The organism is Planctomycetota bacterium, assembly GCA_035384565.1.
GTDB lineage: Bacteria > Planctomycetota > PUPC01 > DSUN01 > DSUN01 > DAOOIT01.
In genome coordinates, this window is the sequence record DAOOIT010000011.1 from 1 (window position 1) to 15,927 (window position 15,927).

Annotated in this window: 13 protein-coding genes; 6 read left to right on the forward strand and 7 right to left on the reverse strand. The window is 69.6% G+C overall.

The features are described 5' to 3' along the window. The first annotated feature begins 161 nt into the window (after nucleotides 1–161). From PLE19_05860 to PLE19_05870, 3 genes are all read left to right on the forward strand, one after another. Nucleotides 162–923: a rhomboid family intramembrane serine protease gene (locus PLE19_05860; GenBank protein HPD14453.1), complete on the forward strand. Its 762-nt coding sequence runs from the start codon at nucleotides 162–164 to the stop codon at nucleotides 921–923. Nucleotides 924–927: 4 nt separating this feature from the next. Continuing rightward, entirely contained in the window at nucleotides 928–1,584 is a 657-nt protein-coding gene (locus PLE19_05865; GenBank protein ID HPD14454.1) for a hypothetical protein, read from the forward strand. A 124-nt stretch (nucleotides 1,585–1,708) separates the two neighbouring features. Next, the gene (locus PLE19_05870; GenBank protein HPD14455.1) at nucleotides 1,709–3,694 is read left to right on the forward strand and encodes a hypothetical protein; all 1,986 of its coding nucleotides are present in this window, start codon (nucleotides 1,709–1,711) and stop codon (nucleotides 3,692–3,694) included. Between the two features lie 148 nt (nucleotides 3,695–3,842). On the opposite strand, the gene PLE19_05875 is transcribed toward PLE19_05870, so the two are convergent. Both PLE19_05875 and PLE19_05880 read right to left on the reverse strand, forming a co-directional pair. Then, nucleotides 3,843–4,151 (reverse strand): hypothetical protein, encoded by a 309-nt coding sequence (locus tag PLE19_05875; protein HPD14456.1) that lies wholly within the window; start codon nucleotides 4,149–4,151, stop codon nucleotides 3,843–3,845. 72 nt (nucleotides 4,152–4,223) lie between these two features. After that, a complete protein-coding gene (locus PLE19_05880) occupies nucleotides 4,224–4,646 on the reverse strand; it encodes a hypothetical protein (GenBank protein ID HPD14457.1) in 423 nt (140 codons plus the stop codon). Between the two features lie 1,207 nt (nucleotides 4,647–5,853). Between PLE19_05880 and PLE19_05885 the strand changes: the two genes are divergently transcribed. Continuing rightward, on the forward strand, nucleotides 5,854–6,690 hold the full coding sequence (locus tag PLE19_05885; protein HPD14458.1) for a hypothetical protein: 837 nt from the start codon (nucleotides 5,854–5,856) through the stop codon (nucleotides 6,688–6,690). A gap of 19 nt (nucleotides 6,691–6,709) precedes the next feature. Beyond that, nucleotides 6,710–8,275: a sodium:solute symporter family protein gene (locus tag PLE19_05890; protein HPD14459.1), complete on the forward strand. Its 1,566-nt coding sequence runs from the start codon at nucleotides 6,710–6,712 to the stop codon at nucleotides 8,273–8,275. Between the two features lie 55 nt (nucleotides 8,276–8,330). On the opposite strand, the gene PLE19_05895 is transcribed toward PLE19_05890, so the two are convergent. The 5 genes from PLE19_05895 to PLE19_05915 all read right to left on the reverse strand — a co-directional run bounded on the left by PLE19_05895 (nucleotide 8,331) and on the right by PLE19_05915 (nucleotide 14,422). Continuing rightward, nucleotides 8,331–8,909, reverse strand: a complete 579-nt coding sequence (locus tag PLE19_05895; GenBank protein ID HPD14460.1) for a hypothetical protein — start codon at nucleotides 8,907–8,909, stop codon at nucleotides 8,331–8,333. Between the two features lie 16 nt (nucleotides 8,910–8,925). Further along, complete coding sequence (locus PLE19_05900; GenBank protein ID HPD14461.1) at nucleotides 8,926–9,858, reverse strand: radical SAM protein; 933 nt, start codon at nucleotides 9,856–9,858, stop codon at nucleotides 8,926–8,928. Continuing rightward, the gene (locus tag PLE19_05905; GenBank protein HPD14462.1) at nucleotides 9,855–10,361 is read right to left on the reverse strand and encodes an N-acetyltransferase; all 507 of its coding nucleotides are present in this window, start codon (nucleotides 10,359–10,361) and stop codon (nucleotides 9,855–9,857) included. Before PLE19_05905 ends, PLE19_05900 begins: the two co-directional genes overlap by 4 nt. Before the next feature lie 848 nt (nucleotides 10,362–11,209). After that, nucleotides 11,210–13,267, reverse strand: a complete 2,058-nt coding sequence (locus tag PLE19_05910; protein ID HPD14463.1) for a HEAT repeat domain-containing protein — start codon at nucleotides 13,265–13,267, stop codon at nucleotides 11,210–11,212. Between the two features lie 195 nt (nucleotides 13,268–13,462). Continuing rightward, complete coding sequence (locus PLE19_05915; protein ID HPD14464.1) at nucleotides 13,463–14,422, reverse strand: PmoA family protein; 960 nt, start codon at nucleotides 14,420–14,422, stop codon at nucleotides 13,463–13,465. Nucleotides 14,423–14,645: 223 nt separating this feature from the next. On the opposite strand from PLE19_05915, the gene PLE19_05920 reads away from it, so the two are divergent. Next, nucleotides 14,646–15,920, forward strand: a complete 1,275-nt coding sequence (locus PLE19_05920) for a Gfo/Idh/MocA family oxidoreductase (protein HPD14465.1) — start codon at nucleotides 14,646–14,648, stop codon at nucleotides 15,918–15,920. Nucleotides 15,921–15,927: the final 7 nt, after the last annotated feature.

Sequence of the window (15,927 nt, forward strand, 5' to 3'; positions counted from 1 at the left end):
CCCAGGGCGTTGCCCTGGGCTATCCCATGCGAGCCCTTCAGGCTCCAGAGACAACCACCCTGCCAACAATTCCGGCCCACACCCCCGCCAACCGCGGCTTCGTTGACAGCGCGCGGGGCGGTTGTTATGATGCGCGTGGGGCAGCGAACCGGAGTGCGCACGTGATCCCCTTCCGCGACCACAACCCCTCGGGCACCGTGCCCGTGGTGACACTCGCCCTGATCGTGCTGAACTCTCTGGCCTTCCTCTTCGAGTTGCAGCAGGGCGAGCAGCTCGAAGGCTTCATCCGGGGCTACGGCCTCACCCCCTGCCGCGTGTTCGGCAAGGAGCCGCCGAAGCTCGAGTCGCGCCTGCGCATCGTGGGGCCGTGGCTCGTGCAGGAGGAAGTGCAGACGGTGCCCCCCGCGCCCGTGTGGCTGACCTTCTTCACCTCGATGTTCCTGCACGGCGGCTGGATGCATCTGCTGGGCAACATGTGGTACCTGTGGATTTTCGGCGACAACGTCGAGGACCGGATGGGCCACGCCAAGTTCCTGCTCTTCTACCTGCTGTGCGGCCTGTGCGCCGCGGGCGCGCAGGTGGCGGCCAACGCGGGCTCCACGGTGCCCATGGTGGGCGCGAGCGGGGCCATCGCGGGCGTGCTGGGGGCGTACCTCATCGCATTCCCCTACGCGCGGGTCTCCACGCTCGTGTTCCTGGGCTTCTTCATGACCGTGGTGCAGATGCCGGCCTTCGTCCTCCTGGGCTTCTGGTTCGTCCTCCAGTTCCTGAGCGGGATGGGCTCGATGACGATGACAGAGGCGGCGGGCGGGGTGGCCTGGTGGGCGCACGTGGGCGGCTTCGTGGCGGGCATGGGCCTGCTCTTCGCCTTCCAGAAGCCCGCGCCCCGACGGCGCGCCTACGTCTACTATCGTCGGATATAGCGGCATGGGATTCCCCCCGTCCCTGCGCAGCGCGGCCGACCTGCACGCGGAACGTCCCCTCGCGCCCGCGGAGGCCCTCGCCGTGATGCGCGATGTGGCCAACGCCCTGGCGGCAGGCCACGCCCGAGGCCAGTGCCACGGCGCCGTGTGCCTCGAGAACATCGCGTTCGATGCCGCCGGCGCCGCCCGCTTGTGCCGGGACACGTTGGCCCCCCCCACCCTCAGCCCCGAGCAGGCCCGCGGCGCGCCGCCCGATGCGCGCAGCGACATCTACGGCCTCGGGGTGGCCGTCGGCGAGCTGCTGGGGCCGGCCAGCCGCATCCCCGAGCCGCTGCGCCGCCTCCTCGCGGCGATGACGGCGCAGGACCCGGCCGCGCGCCCGCAGACGGGCGACGAGGTGCTGTTGGGCATCGAGGCGTGCGAGCTGATGGCGGGCATCCGCGCTCTGCGGCCCGGCCAGCAGGCCGCGGCGCAGGAGCGCGCCCGCGGCCTCCTGCCGCTCGCCGTGGCCGGGCTGGCCCTCGCCGTGCTCGCCCTCGCGCTCGTGGCGCTGCTGGGCAGGACGCCGCCCGCCGCGGGCACGCCGCCCGAGTCGCACAAGGCCCTGCTCGACAAGGTGGCGCCCCTCGCCCCAGAGGCCGCCCGCCGGACCGCGCCCTGAGAAACAGCCTCAGAACCCACGCGGGGTGCGTTGCCCGTGTGGGTTCTGAGACAGTTCCTGAGCCTTTTGCCCCATCGAACCCTCTTCTGTATAATGTGGCCTCGTTTCCCGCACGGAGATGGCCATGGCCGGCAACCCGAGTCGCACAGCCCCGCCCGAGCCCGAGGCCGATGATGGGCGCAGCGTGACGGCGCGCTCGCTCCTCGTGGGCGCGCTGCTGTGCGCGGGACTCACCGCGGGCGAGCCGTTCGGGGTGCTGGTGATCCACGGCTCGCCGCTGTGCGCCGACTTTTCGACGGGCGGGGCGATCTTCCTGTTTTTCGCCCTCATCTTCGGCCTCAACGGCCTGCTGCGCCGCCTGGGGCCGCGCCTCGGCCTCTCGACCGGCGAGCTGGTGACCGTGTACGTCATGCTCGTGCTGGCCTCGGCCATTCCGTCGTGGGGCTTCACGATGAACCTGATGGGGCTCACCGGCGGCCTCCGCTACTATGCCTCGCCCGAGAACCGCTGGAACGAGCTGATCCTGCCGTATGTGAAGAACTGGGTGACGCCGACCGACGACCTGGCCCTGCGGCACTTCTTCCAGGGCCTGCCGCCCGGCGAGCCGCTGCCGTGGCGGGCCTGGGTGCTGCCGCTGGCCTGGTGGGGCAGCTTCATCCTCGCCGTCTACCTGGTGATGATCTGCCTCGTCACGCTGCTGCGCCGCCAGTGGGTCGAGCACGAGCGCCTGACGTTCCCCCTGGCGCAGCTCCCGCTGGAGATGGCGACGACCGAGACTCCGCGGGCGGCATGGCCCGCCCTCTTCCGCTCGCGGATGATGTGGGCGGGCTTCGCTATCCCCGCGCTCATCTTCAGCTACAACGGCATCCAGAAGTACGCGCCCAGCCTGCCCGTCTTCGAGCTGGGCACCTGGCTCGTGATGATCCCGGGCGTGCTGTACTCGTCCTTCTACGTCCGCTTCGAGGTCATCGGCCTCTCGTACCTCGTCAACACCGACGTGCTGCTGAGCCTGTGGGTCTTCGCGTGGTACTTCATGATTGAGAAGGCCCTTTTCCTCACGGCCGGCTTCTCGATCGGCGCGACCGAGCTGTACTCCGACCCCGGCACGCCCACCGAGGCCTACCAGGCCTTCGGCGCCGTGACGGCCTACGTGCTCATCGGCCTCTGGATCGCGCGCAAGCACCTCCGCAGCGTGTTCCGCAAGGCGTTCCTCAACGCGTCGGACGTGGATGACAGCCGCGAGCTGCTGTCGTACCGCGGCGCCCTGATCGGCCTGGGGATCGGCCTCGCCTACGTGGTGGCGTGGATGACGCGCTCGGGGATGCAGGTCGGCCACGCCCTGCTCTTCATCGGCGGCGCCCTCATCGCGTTCCTGGGCCTCACCAAGATCATCTGCGAGGCGGGCCTCGCCTACGCGCGCACGCCGGTCACGCCCTCGGCCCTCACCCACAGCATCCTGGGCCCCGCGGGCCTCGGGCCGGCCAGCGTGGTGAACCTCGGCATGGCCCTCACCTGGTCGGGCGACACGCGCACCATCGTGATGACCTCGGCGGCCACAGGGGCCAAGATGGGCAATGCCGCGGGCGTGCGGGGCAGGCCGCTGTTCGGCGCCATGCTGCTCGCCCTCGTGGTGGGGCTGGCCAGTTCGATGGCGGCCGTGCTCGCCATCGGCTACGCCCACGGGGGCATGAACCTGGGGAGCTGGCAGTTCGGCGCCATGACCGAGTGCACAGGCACCTGGATGATCGAGCACATGCGGATTCCCGAGGGCGCCACGGGCGGCACGTCCTGGTGGAAGATGGGCTTCCTGGGCATTGGCGCCGCGCTGATGAGCGTGCTGATGATGTGCCGTTACCGGTTCCCGTGGTGGCCCATTCACCCGGCGGGGCTGGCCGTGGGCCTCACGCATCCGACATTCAACGTCTGGTTCAGCATCTTCGTCGCCTGGCTCATCAAGGTCATCGTCCTCAAGATGGGCGGCATCGGGCTCTATCGCCGCACGCGCCCGTTCTTCCTGGGCATGATCCTCGGAGCCTTCACCGCCGCCGGCCTGTGGCTGGTGATTGACTGGCTGGCGGGCATGCAGGGCAGCGTGTTCACGCTGGGGTAGCCCGCCCGCGAGGGCGCGTTGGTCGTGCTTGCCCCGCGGGCGGCGCGGGCGTCTGCTTCCAGGCCGCAGCCGCCCCAGGCCACGAGTCTCCCACAGCTTCTGTGCGCAATGTGGCCCGCAATGGCCGCCAACCCCGCCAGTTCCGTCCCTACGGGATCAGGTCCCGCAGGTCGCGCTTGGGGGCCGGGGAGCGCGTGTCTTTCTTCGGCTCTCTGGGGGGAGAAGGCTTGGACGGCGTGGGCGTGGGCTTGGGCTTCGGCGGCTCCTCGGGGCGGGTCTCTGGGGCTTCCTTGGCGGGTGCGTCGGGCTGGACGCCCTCGGTGCCCTCCGGCGCCCGCTCCCGGTTGGCGATGCGGGTGGCCCAGTCATCCTTCGACAGGTCGAAGCCGACCCAACCGACGATGAAGTCGAGGATTTCGGTGAAGTGGATGTTCCCGATGAGACCCACGTACCCCACGTGGAGGCACTTAAGTCATGAGAACCCTACTGGTCTGCGCACGCTCCCCGCGTGCGCCGCTCCGCGGCTTAGTCACCCAGCGCCCCGGCACTTGTCGCCGCCGGGGATGAAGAGCCAGGCGATCGGCCCCCGGTGGCGGCGGGCCAGAGTCTCGGGGTTGTTGACATCGAAATCCCCCCACCCCGTCACCTCGTAGGCATAGAGGATCACGCCGATGTTGCTGTGGTAGTGGCGGTAGATGCCGATCCGGCTCCCCCCGATGCCCGCGAAGTACCCGTTCACCGTGCCGCCGCCCAGGCCCCCCAGGCCGAAGAGACAGGCGTAGGCCGAGAGCGAAAACCGCGGCGTCACCGAAACCCCGAAGTCCACCATGTCCGCCGCGTCTACCACCCGGTCGCAGGTGTACACAAACACCTTGAACAGCGGCGAGCAGCCGGGGACCACCACTGACAAGAACGCCACTGACACAATGTGCTGGAGCGCGCGGAGGCGCATGCATGGCTCCAGGGGAGACCTGCTCACACGGGGAGGGGAGATACTTGTATTCTACTGAACCTTGGGGATGAGTCAAGTCAGGCCATCAAGGTTTGGCGATTCCGTCGTAGCAGCCGCCGGGAGCGCAGAACGGGTGCCGCGGCGCCGGCGAGGCCACTGTACAACTCTATATGCTAACACACCTTACACTCTCCGGCCATCCCCCTCCCATACTTGCTCATCGCGCCGGTGAGCGAGTATGGCTGGAACCACGAGAATCGCCAATCCTCGCCTATCTACCCATACTTGCTCACCTCCTCCCCCTCAAGGTTGAGCAAGTATGGGCGCTGCCCGTCCGCGAGACGCCCGGCAGAGCCCTTCCGAGGAACCCTCAAGTCCGCTCCGCTCGGGCCAGGCCCCGTCCCGCCAATCGCGGCGTGGAGCGGGAGTCCAGAGCGCACGCCGCCCACCACGTCGGCCGCAGGCAGGGGGGCCTGTACCCCGCGGTCACCTGCTCCTCCGGTTCGCACCCCTCGGCTGCCGGGTGTGGGCCGGAATTGCAGGCAGGGTGGTTGTCTCTGGAGCCTGAAGGGCTCGCATGGGATAGCCCAGGGCGACGCCCTGGGTTCAGCGGGATCCGCGGGTCCAGCCCTGAAGGGGCGAGATAGAGGCTCGCTATTCCGCCCTTTCAGGGCTGCCACGGGGCGGTCTGGTTCCCACGGCGTTGCCCTGGGCTATCTCATTTCGCTCCTTCGGAGCTCCCGCCGCCACCCACAATCCCGGCCCGCACCCCTCATCTGCCAAACTGCTTGACATGGTGCCGGATGTTGAGTAGAATCCCCGCCGTCCTATCCGTGGGATTCCGGCTACCTGCACTCTCTTCCCCTGGAAGGAGGTGAGCACCTTGAGCGGCATAGCACTGAGCCGTGCCGGCTGCGCGCCGTGGCGGTGAGCCGCGAACAGGCCCGCACCGGGCACGACGCTAGGGATGCGTCACACCCAGTTCGATCGCGCGCCGCTCGGGGCTGACCTCCGGGGTGCCTCGCCTCCTCGCTGACCAGGCACGCCTTGCTCTCCTCTCGTCTCCCTGAGCGGCCAGGTTCCTCCGGCCCAGCTCTGCACGAGGGCCCGCCCGGGCCCCGTCCAGCGCCGGGCCAGAGCCTGTGTTCCGCCCCCGAAGGTGCAGGGCTTCCTGCGCCGCCCGGGGTCTGGACGAAAGGAGAGAGCAATGGCACTTGCGACCCGAGCGGTTTCGGCCCTGGCCGCGCACCTGGCGCTCGCATTGGGGGCCGCCGCGGCGGGGGCCGCCGAGCCGACGCCGGCCGTGGCCCCTCCGGCGCCGGCCCCCATCGAGGCGCCCAAGGAGGCCGAGCCCGCGGCTCCGGCGAAGGAATGGAGCGTCGCCCTCGATTCGACGTTCAACAGCGCCTACGTGTGGCGCGGCCTGCGGCTGAACGATGAAGCCGTCTGGCAGCCCTCCGTCTCGGCCTCCTGGAAGGGGTTCACGGCCACCCTCTGGGGCAACGTGGACCTCACGGATCGTAACCAGGAGAAGCGGCACGTCTCGGAGATTGACTACAGCCTCGAGTACGGCTGGTCGTGCGACAGGTTGAAGTTCGTTGTCGGTGCCGTGCGCTACGAATATCCGAACACGAGCTTCGACGGCACCACCGAGGTCTACGCGAGCGTGGGGGTGGACACGCTGCTGTCGCCGACGCTCAAAGTCTGGCGCGACGTGGACCTGGTGAAGGGGGCCTATGGCGCCCTGATGGTGAGCCACACGTTTGCCGACGTGGCCCGTCTGTCGAAGGCCGCCAGCCTGTCGCTCGACTGCCAGGGTTCGGTGGGCTACGGGAGCCACCGGCACAACCTGGCCTACTATGGGCTCGCCCGGGCCGCGGCCGCCGACGCGACATTCGGCCTCGGGCTGCCCATCCAGGTCGGCGACCACTGGAGGATTCGGCCCAGCCTGAACTTCACGCATATCCTCGATGGCGCCGCGGCCCGGAGCATGGGCTATCGCGACACCTTCTGGGTCGGCCTGTCCACGACCTTTTCCTTCTGAGCCACTGCGGAGAAACGAAATGGCGTCCACGACCTACTGCTGGGCAGCCGTGATTGCCTACTCGGTGCTGATGGTGTGCGTGGGCTACTGGACCCGCCTTCGCGCGAAGGGGGACCAGGAGCACCTGGGCCTGGAGTTCTGGATCGCGCGGCGCCAGTTGCCGGGCTGGCGGCTGGGGATGTCGCTGACGGCCGGCTGGCTCATGCTCGGCTGGATCGGCTTCGGCATGGGGCAGACGTACCTGTTCGGCGCCACCGGGCTCTGGATTCTGCCCATCCCCTGGCTCCTCCTGTGTTTCATCATCCTGGCGATGGTGCCGTTCGTGCGGCGAATCCCGGCGGTGAGCCTGCCGCAGGCGATCGAGCAGCGGTTCGGCGCCCCGGCCCGCGTCCTGCTCGCGGTCTTCTCGATCTTCGTGTTCACGGCGTGGACGCAGGCCGAGACGTTCATGGCCGGCACCCTGATGAGCGGCTTCCTGGGCGTGGAGCCCTGGGTGTGCATGGTGCTGCTCATCGCCCCCATTGTCTTCTACACCGTGATGGGCGGGTTCCGCGCGGTGGCGATGACCGACGTGATCCAGTTTCTTATCATGGCCGTGTTCATGGTCGTCCTGGCCGTCGTCGCCGTGGGCGCGGCGGGGCGCGCGAGCGGCGGCGATATCCTCGGGGCGCTGCGAAAGGCCGCCCCGCCGTCCAGCGGAGAGGGCCAGGTGTTCAACCTCTGGTTCAATGGCCTTCTCTTCCCCATCGTTCTGCTGATCGGCTACCTGCCGGGGTGGATGACCGAGCAGGACCTGCTTCTGCGCATCCAGGCGGCCCGCACCACGCGCGAGGCGATGAAGGGGGCCGGGCTGGCGTTCGGTCTGATCGCCGTGTTCGTCATCGGGTTGCCGACGCTGGCGGCGTTCTGCGCGCTCGTGGCGTTCCCGCCCGTGAACGGCGCGCCGCCCGAGGCCGTGGGCGCCGACGGGACGAGGATCATCACGGCCTTTCTCGCGCCGCTGCCGGTCGCGCTCCAGGTGTTCATGCTCGTCGGCATCGTCGCGTGCCAGATGTCCACGGTAGACACCTTCGCGAACGTGACAGCGATGCCGCTGTCGCACGACCTCATCGAGCCGGTCCTGCGCAAGCGGGGCGCGGCGGAGCGCACCCGGGTGGCGGTGGCCCGGGCCGTGACCGTGTTCGTGTTCGTCCTGGCGCTCGGCTGCGCGCTGATCAGCGAGAAGCTGGGGGATGTCTACTATATCTCGTCGGGCGTGCTATCCGCGAGCATCGCGGTGCCGGCGTTCTTCCTGTTCTGGAAGCGCACCACGTCGGCCGCGGTGATCGCCGCCTCGCTCGCGGGCTTCCTCACGACGGTGGGCATGTACTGGTACGAGATGAAGTACCTCCAGGCAGCGGAGAAGCTGCCGGAGCTGCTCCAGAAGTCGTACGGCTACCTGTACGTGGCGGCCGGGGTGGTGGTGTCGGCGGTGCTGATCCCGGTGGTGAGTCTTCTCACGCCGGCACCCCCGCCCGAGCAGGTGGCGGCCGTGCGCGAGCGGCCGGTGGACGACTTCGGGGAGTTCAGTTCCCGCGCGTGGTGAGCCGCGCGCGCCCGGCCGCAGCCGCCGCCGAACACGGGGGTGGCCCGGCGTCGCGTCATTCCTCCTGGTCTTCGCCCACGCGGTCGTGGTCGTCGGCGTAACGGAGGATGTCGTCCTCGGACGAGGGGTTGAGCGGGTCGTCGTGGTGCCAGAACTCGGCGATGACGCCCCAATGGAGGGCGGGGGCCGCCGCGCGATGGAGCTGGCCGCTGCGGATGCGGATGACCTCGCCGGGCCGCACCTCGAGGTCGTGGAGGCTCTCCTCGTTGTCGCCGAAGACGATGAGGACGGGGCCCTCGATGACGCGCCAGAGCTCGCTGCGCCGCTCGTGGGCCTGGAGGCTGAAGCGCTTGCCGGGCTCGAGGAGCAGCAGCTTGGAGTCGAGCGGCAGCTTGCGCTGCTCGCGGAGATGGGTCTGCCAGATGTCGCCGAGCACGCGCTGCCAGTAGGGGCTGAGGCCCCGCTCCCAGTAGGCGTGGCGGAAGGCCTCGAGCGAGTCGTGCTTGAAGCGCACGAAGCCGCCCCAGGGCTTGGACCTCTTGTTCACCTCCATCACGCGCAGGCCGAAGCCACGGGCCTCGGCCTCGATGCGGTTGAAGCGTAGCTCGCGGTCCCGGCTCCAGTAATCGTTCATCGCGGGCTCCTCTGCCTCAGGGCGGGGGGATGCGGTACTGTGCGGCGCCGCCGACGAGGACGCGCTCGGTGCGGGCATCGCGGCACAACTCCTCGAGCAGCGTGGCGACCAGGGAGGGGTTGAGCCCCAGGCTCGTGGCCAGCTCGGCCGCGCCGCACGGGCGGCGGGCGAGGGTGGCCAGGATGCGCTCGCGCGCGTCGTCGGCCTCGGCGCGATGCCGGCGGTGCGCGTAGCGGCCGATGATCTCCACCGGCGCCAGCCCCTCGAGGATGGCGGCCAGTTCCTTCAGGCGCTCCTCGGGCACGGCTTCGGCCCAGCTCTCGGCGGGCGCGCGCACCACGGTGTTGAGCTGCACCTTGTCAATCCGGGCGCCTTCGAGCGCGCGCACGATCGCCCGAGCCTCGTCGGGCGTGTCGTTGACGCCGGCCACCGCCATCACCTCGAGCCACACCTGGCCGGTGAACCCGAGCGTGAAGTCGCGGAGGCCGCGGGCCACGTCGGCCACGCTCAGCCCGCCGCACGGGCGGTTCACCCGCTGGAAGGCCTCCGGCGTGGCCGCATCGAGCGAAGGGATCACGAGGTCGGCCTCGGCCAGGTCGGCCTGCACGGCGGGGCGGCCCAGCAGCGAGCCGTTGGTGAGCACTGCGACGGGCACGCGGCTGAAGCCCTTGATCGCGTGGATGACTCGCCCGAGATCGACGCTCAGCGTCGGCTCGCCCGAGCCCGACAGCGTCACGTAGTCCACGGCCACGCCGGAGTCGAGAACCTGGCGCACCTCGGCCACCACATCGTCGGGCGGCACGAAGCGCCGGCGCTCAGCCGTCTTCTCGGTGGTGCGCCCGAGCTGGCAGTAGATGCAGTCGAACGTGCAGGCCTTGAACGCCAGGAGGTCCACGCCCAGCGAGTTGCCCAGGCGCCGCGAGGGGACGGGGCCGAAGACGTACTTCATGGCGGGCCGCCGGCTCCGGGGGCGCCTGGCTCGCAGGGGTGGGGCGCGCGGCGCAGGTCCACCGCCAGGGCCACCTCGTCGCAATTGGGGAAGCGGTGGCAGCGCACACAGTCGGACCAGACCTTGTGGGGCAGGGTCTCCTTGGCCACCTCGGCCATGCCCATCTTGCGGAAGAAGCCTGGGACGAAGGTGAGCGCGAACAGGCGCGTGACGCCCAGGGCGGGGGCCTCCTCGACGCAGGCCTGGTACAGCGCCCGCCCGATCCCGTGGCGCTGGCGGTCCTCGCGCACGGCCAGCGAGCGAATCTCGGCCAGGCTCTCCCACACGACATGCAGGGCGCAGCAGCCGAGGACCTCGCCGTTCTCCTCGCAGACCCAGAAGTCGCGGAGGCGTTCGTAGACCATGCCCAGCGACAGGGCGAGCATCGCCTCCTTGCGCGCGTAGTAATTCACCAGGGCGTGGATGGCGGGCGCGTCATCCACTCGTGCCTTCCGGACCGCCATGCGTGTCTCCTCGGGCTGACGCCGCCAGCACATTGTACCGTTTGGGCGCGGGGCGTCAAGCGCGGAACGGGCACAGGGTTCACTCCGGGTGTGGGCCGGAAATGTAGGCGGGGTGATTCTCTCTGGAGCCTGAAGGACTCGCATGGGATAGCCCAGGGCCACGCCCTGATCTTCGCCCACATGCCAGGGCCTCGTAGCCCGCGAACGCGGGCGACCGGGCCGTAGCCCAGGGCGACCGAAGGGAGCCCTGGGACCGGGCGTCCCCGCCTGTCCAAGCCCCCGAAGGGGGCGCTTCACGCCTTGAATCGCCCCACTTCGGGGGCTCCCCTGTGGGGCCGCCTCTCCCCAGGGCTCCCTTCGGTCGCCCTGGGCTACGGCTCAAACGCCCCCGTCGGGGGCTAAGCCCCAGCCCCCGGAAAATGTGGGCAAAGATGCGGGTGTTGCCCTGGGCTATCCCATTTCGCTCCTTCGGAGCTCCCGCAGACACCGACAATTCCGGCCCACACCCGTTCACTCCACTTTCCTCTTGCAAACATCGCGTCCCGTGGCATAATGGAGGCGGGGGGAGACGCACAGGGTGGGGCAGGTCCGCCCGCTACCAGGAGGAACGAGCATGTGCAAGACGTGCGGTTGCAGTGCCCCGAAGAAGGCCGCTCCCAAGAAGAAGGCCGCGCCGAAGAAAGGCAAAGGCAAGTAGCTGGCCGCCGCTCACACGATGCTGGCTGCCGGGTTCAACCGCCGCGCCGCAGGGGGATCCCTTTGCGGCGCGGGGTCGTTAAGCCCCGTCGCCGCGCGCCAGGGGGGCTGTCGCGCGGCGACGGCGGCATCGAACGGCATCAGGCGTTCGGCTATTTGAGCTGGTTGATCAGGTTCTTCGCGTCGTTGACCAGGCGCTTGTCCTTGGACGTCTGGAGCACCTTCTCGAGGGCGGCCTTGGAGGCCTCCTTGTCGGCCTTGCCGGCGGCCTTGGCCACCTCGACGACGGCCACGCACGCCTCGTTGGCCAGCGCCGCGTCATCGAGGCAGGCGGCGGCCATCTTGAGGGCCTCGATGTGCTTGACCTCGCGCAGGCCGCCGAGAACGAGGCGCTTCTCGTCCGGCCGCGTGGCCAGGGCCATGGCCTCCTTGTACATTGCGAGGTTCTCTTCGGGCTTGCGCGAGTTGGGCAAACCCACCAGGCGCACGTAGTCGCGCAGGGCGATGATCTTCAGGTTGTCCTTGGGCGCCGACTTGGCCAGCTCGAGCAGGTCGGGCAGGGCGGCGGCGTCGGGCCAGCTCGCCAGGGCGCGGATGGCCGCCTCCTGGATCGCGGCGTCGGCGTCCTTCAGCGCGGCGCGGACGGCGGCCAGGGCCTTGCCGCCGCCGAGGCGGCCGGCGACGCGCAGGATCGCGCACTTCGCATCGGTGCCGGCCTGGCCGAGCGCGGCCAGGAGGGGCTCGACGCGGGCCTCGGCGTCCTTGCCCTTGCTGAGGACGGTGAACGCGGTGCGCTCGGCGGCCGCGCGCTCGTTGGGGGTCTTGGCGTCCACGAGCAGTTTCACGATGGCCGCGCTCTGCTTCTCGTCGGCGAGGGCCTCGAGGGCCTTGAGGGCCTCGATGCGCACGCCCTCGTCGGCATCGGCGGCGGCTTTGAGCACGGCGGGCAGAGCGGCGGCGCTGCGGCGGACGCCCAGCGTGCGGATGATGGCCGAGCGGGTGGGCACGTCGGCGCCGTCGAGCAGCTTGAGCAGCGCCTCATCGGCGCCCTTGACGCCCAGGCGGGCGAGGCTTTCGCCGGCGGGCCCCTTGTCGGTGTCGGGCCCGGCGGCGGCCGTCTTGACGAGCATGGCCACGTCCTCGGCCGTGCCCACGGCGGCCAGGCCGCGGAGCGCGGCGGCGCGCACGGCGGCGTCCTCGCTCTTCACGCCCCAGAGCATCGCGTCGCGGGCGCCGGGGTCGCCGCTGTCGGCGAGGGCGGCGATGACGAGGGCCTGCACGGGCGGCTTGAGCTTGGGCAGCAGCTCGACGAAGGCCTTGGCCACGGCGCCGCCCTTCATGTCGCGCACGAAGCTGGTGGCGATGGCCTGCATCTCGGGGTCGTCGCCCATCAGGGCGGCGGTGATGAGCGGCAGGGCCTTGGCCGTGTCGGCGATCACCAGGCCGCGGAGGGCGGCGATGCGGACGTTCTTCGGCTCCTTGGCGTCGGTCATCTCGGTGTAGATGGCGGCGGCCTCGGCGGCCTTGCCGTCGGCGACCAGCTTGTCGGCGCAGCGCAGGTAAGCGTTGGCGAAGGCCAGCTTGGCCGCGTCGGCGGCCTTGCCGCGCGCAGCCGCCACGGCCTTGGTGGCGTCGGCGCTGGCGATCTTGCCCAGCGCGGTGGCCGCGGCGCTGGCCACGGCGGGGTCGGCGTCGCCCAGGAACTTTGCCACGGCGGCCACGGAGTCCGCATCGCGGCGCTCGCCGATGGTGTTCAGCACGCCGATGAGGAGTTTCTCCTTGAGCGAACCGAGCGCGTCGCGGAGGGCGGCGGCAGCTTCGGGGCCGGGCACGCGCTCGAGGATGGTGCGCCCGGAGTGCGACAGGTCGGCATCGGGCAGCAGCTTGGCGGCCACGGCCACGACCTCGGGCCCGCCGATGATGCTGAGCTGCTGGCACAGGAAGCGCTTGGCGTCGGTGGTGGTCTGTGCCCCGCTGAGGGCGGCGGCCAGCTTGGCCACGATGGCCTTGCGCGCCTCGGCGTTGCCGAAGGTCGCGCGAATCTGGCCTTCCAGGTCGAGCAGCGCCTTGCGGCTGTCGCCATACTTGTAGGCCACGACTTCCTTCAGGCAGTCCTCTACGTTGGCGGCTGGGGCCGCCTCTCCTGCGAGGGCCACGCCCCACAGGCCGACGAGGCCCATCAACGCCGCGCCCAGTGTCCACCGCCTCATGTCCATCTCCTTTCCCGTTAGCCGGGTGGTGCCAAGTGTTTCAACCGGCGCGCAAAGGTTCTAGCGCAAGCGGCCCTCCGTTGCAAGTCGCGTCCCCTGCAAGTCCGCGCGGGAGCCGCTGGCCGCGTTCGTAGTGCGGCCTTCAGGCCGTATCTTGGAGAGCCGAGGATACGGGCTGAAGCCCCCACTACGAACTCACTTCAACGCCGCGAAGTCTCTCCATTCCTTCTCCAGCGTCTCCTTGTCGCCACGGCCGGGGTGAATCAGCACGCGGTAGAACAGCGTGAGCGACTGCCCGGCGGGGATTGTGTGCGCCTTGTCGAAGAGGAAGGCGGGGCTACAGTAGCCGAACGTGCCGCTCATGATGACGAACCACGGCGTCGGGTGGCGGGGATTCGACGGGTGGTCGAACATCGCCACGCCCGCCGCCTTCTTCGTCGCCTTGTCCACAAGGCCGCTGGCGTCGGGCACCATGCCGCTGAAGTCGAGCCAGCGGGCCTTCTGCCCGTGTCCCTCGAGGTTCTTGCGCCCTTCGCTGTCGAGCGCCTGGTACTCCGTCATCTCCTTCACGGCGCGGAACGACAGCCCCGCGTAGCCGCCCCAGTCGGGGCCGCCGTCGGCCTTCGTCGGCGTGCGGTCGAGCACGGCATCCTCGGCTCCCGCCGTCCAGGTCATCCGCCAGTCCATGCGATAGCAGCCGTCCTTGTCGGGCGTCGTTACGGTGATTTCGCGGCGCTCCTTGAGCACGGCCGGCTTGTCGGGTGGATGGTAGTCGAGGAGGATGACGATCTTCGTGGTGCCGTCCTTCCCTTCGTCGAACTTCACGTCCATGATGTCGCTCAGGCCTTGCGACTTGCCGGCCTTATCTTCCTCCCAGTAGTTGAGCTTGTTGATGAACTTCCACGAGAACCACAGCGCCCGGTGCCAGATGTGGTCGCCGGGCCGCAGCCACGTCAGCACCGTCCCGTCCGCCAGGCACAGGGGATGAAAATACGGCTTCCCCTCCGCCTTCGTGAAGTTCAGCGTCCACAGCGTCTTGCCGTCAAGCACGCAAGAGAGCGACTTGCCTTCCTCGTGCTTGAGCGTGCTCCCTGCCCAGGCCGTGTGCATCAGCGTTGCCCCCATCGCCGCGATTGCGAGCCGCCCGGGATTCATCGGCACCCTCCGTTCGTCAGCAAGGGATTCCTCCTCACCGCCCGCGCGCCCCACTCTAGCCATCCGCCGCGGCGAATGCAAGTGGCCATTGGCTCGGGCCGGTTGAAAAGTGCGGCGGTACATGCCAGAATAGTGCCTGCGTCGAGCCCTGTAGCGACAAGTCGAGGGGCCGAGGAGGACCGCAAGCAGGACGCTTGGGACTACCCGAGTTTGGAGAATGCGAATGAAGCGGAACGGCGGGACGAGTCGGCGGAGGTTTCTGGGGCAGGTTTCGGCTCTCGTGGGCGCGCCGCTGGTGGTGCCAGCGTCGTCGCTCGGGGCCGAGGCAGCCGCCCCGCCGAGCGACCGGATCACGATGGGCTTCATCGGCATCGGCATGCAGGCCCGCGGCCACCTGGGCGGCATGCTCGCCCGCCGCGACGTGCAGGTGCTCGCCGTGTGCGACTGCGACCAGTTCCGCCGCGAGGACGCCGCCAAGAAGGTCAATGACCGCTATGGGAACAACGCCTGCGGCTGCTACAAGGACTTCCGCGACCTGGCCGCCCGCCGCGACATTGACGCCGTGCTCATGGCCCCGCCCGACCACTGGCATGCGCTGATGACCATCCGCTGCGCCGAGGCGGGCAAGGACGTCTACTGCGAAAAGCCCCTTTCGCTCACCATCCGCGACGCGCGGGCGATGGCCCACGCCATCCGCCGCTACGGGCGCGTGTTCCAGACGGGCTCCCAGCAGCGCTCGGGCCGCGAGTTCCGCTTCGCCTGCGAAATGGTCCGCAGCGGCCGCATCGGCAAGGTCGAGCGGGTCATCGTCAACGTCGGCGGCCCCTCGCGCGAGTGCGATCTGCCGGCCCAGCCCGTGCCCGAGGGACTCGACTGGGACCTGTGGCTCGGCCCCGCTCCCTGGCGGCCCTATCATTCGACCATCTGCCCGGGCAACCCCTACAATCACTTCCCCGCCTGGCGGAGCTACCGCGACTACTCGGGCGGCGGCATGACCGACTGGGGCGCCCACCACTTCGACATCGCCCAATGGGGCCTCGGGATGGACGAGAGCGGCCCGGTCGAGGTCCACCCGCCCGACGGCAAGGAGTACAAGCAGCTCACCTACAAGTACGCCAATGGCGTGGTGATGACCCACGGCGGCGGGGGCCGGATGGGCGTGAACTTCTACGGCACCCAGGGCGCGGTGTTCGTGGACCGCGGCAAGCTGGAGACCGACCCGCCCGGCCTCAAAGACACGCCCACCGCCGCCCACGAGGTGCACCTCTACAACAGCCCGGGCCACCACGAGGACTGGCTGCGCTGCATCCGCAACCGCCAGAAGCCGATCTGCGACATCGAGGTCGGCGTGCGCACCATCACCGTCTGCCACCTCGGCAACATCGCCTACTGGCTCAACCGCCCGCTGAAGTGGGACCCTGCGAAGGAGGAGATCGTGGGCGACCCCGAGGCCGCCCGCTGGCTCGACCGCGCACGGCGCGAGCCGTGGACGCTGTGAGCAGAGG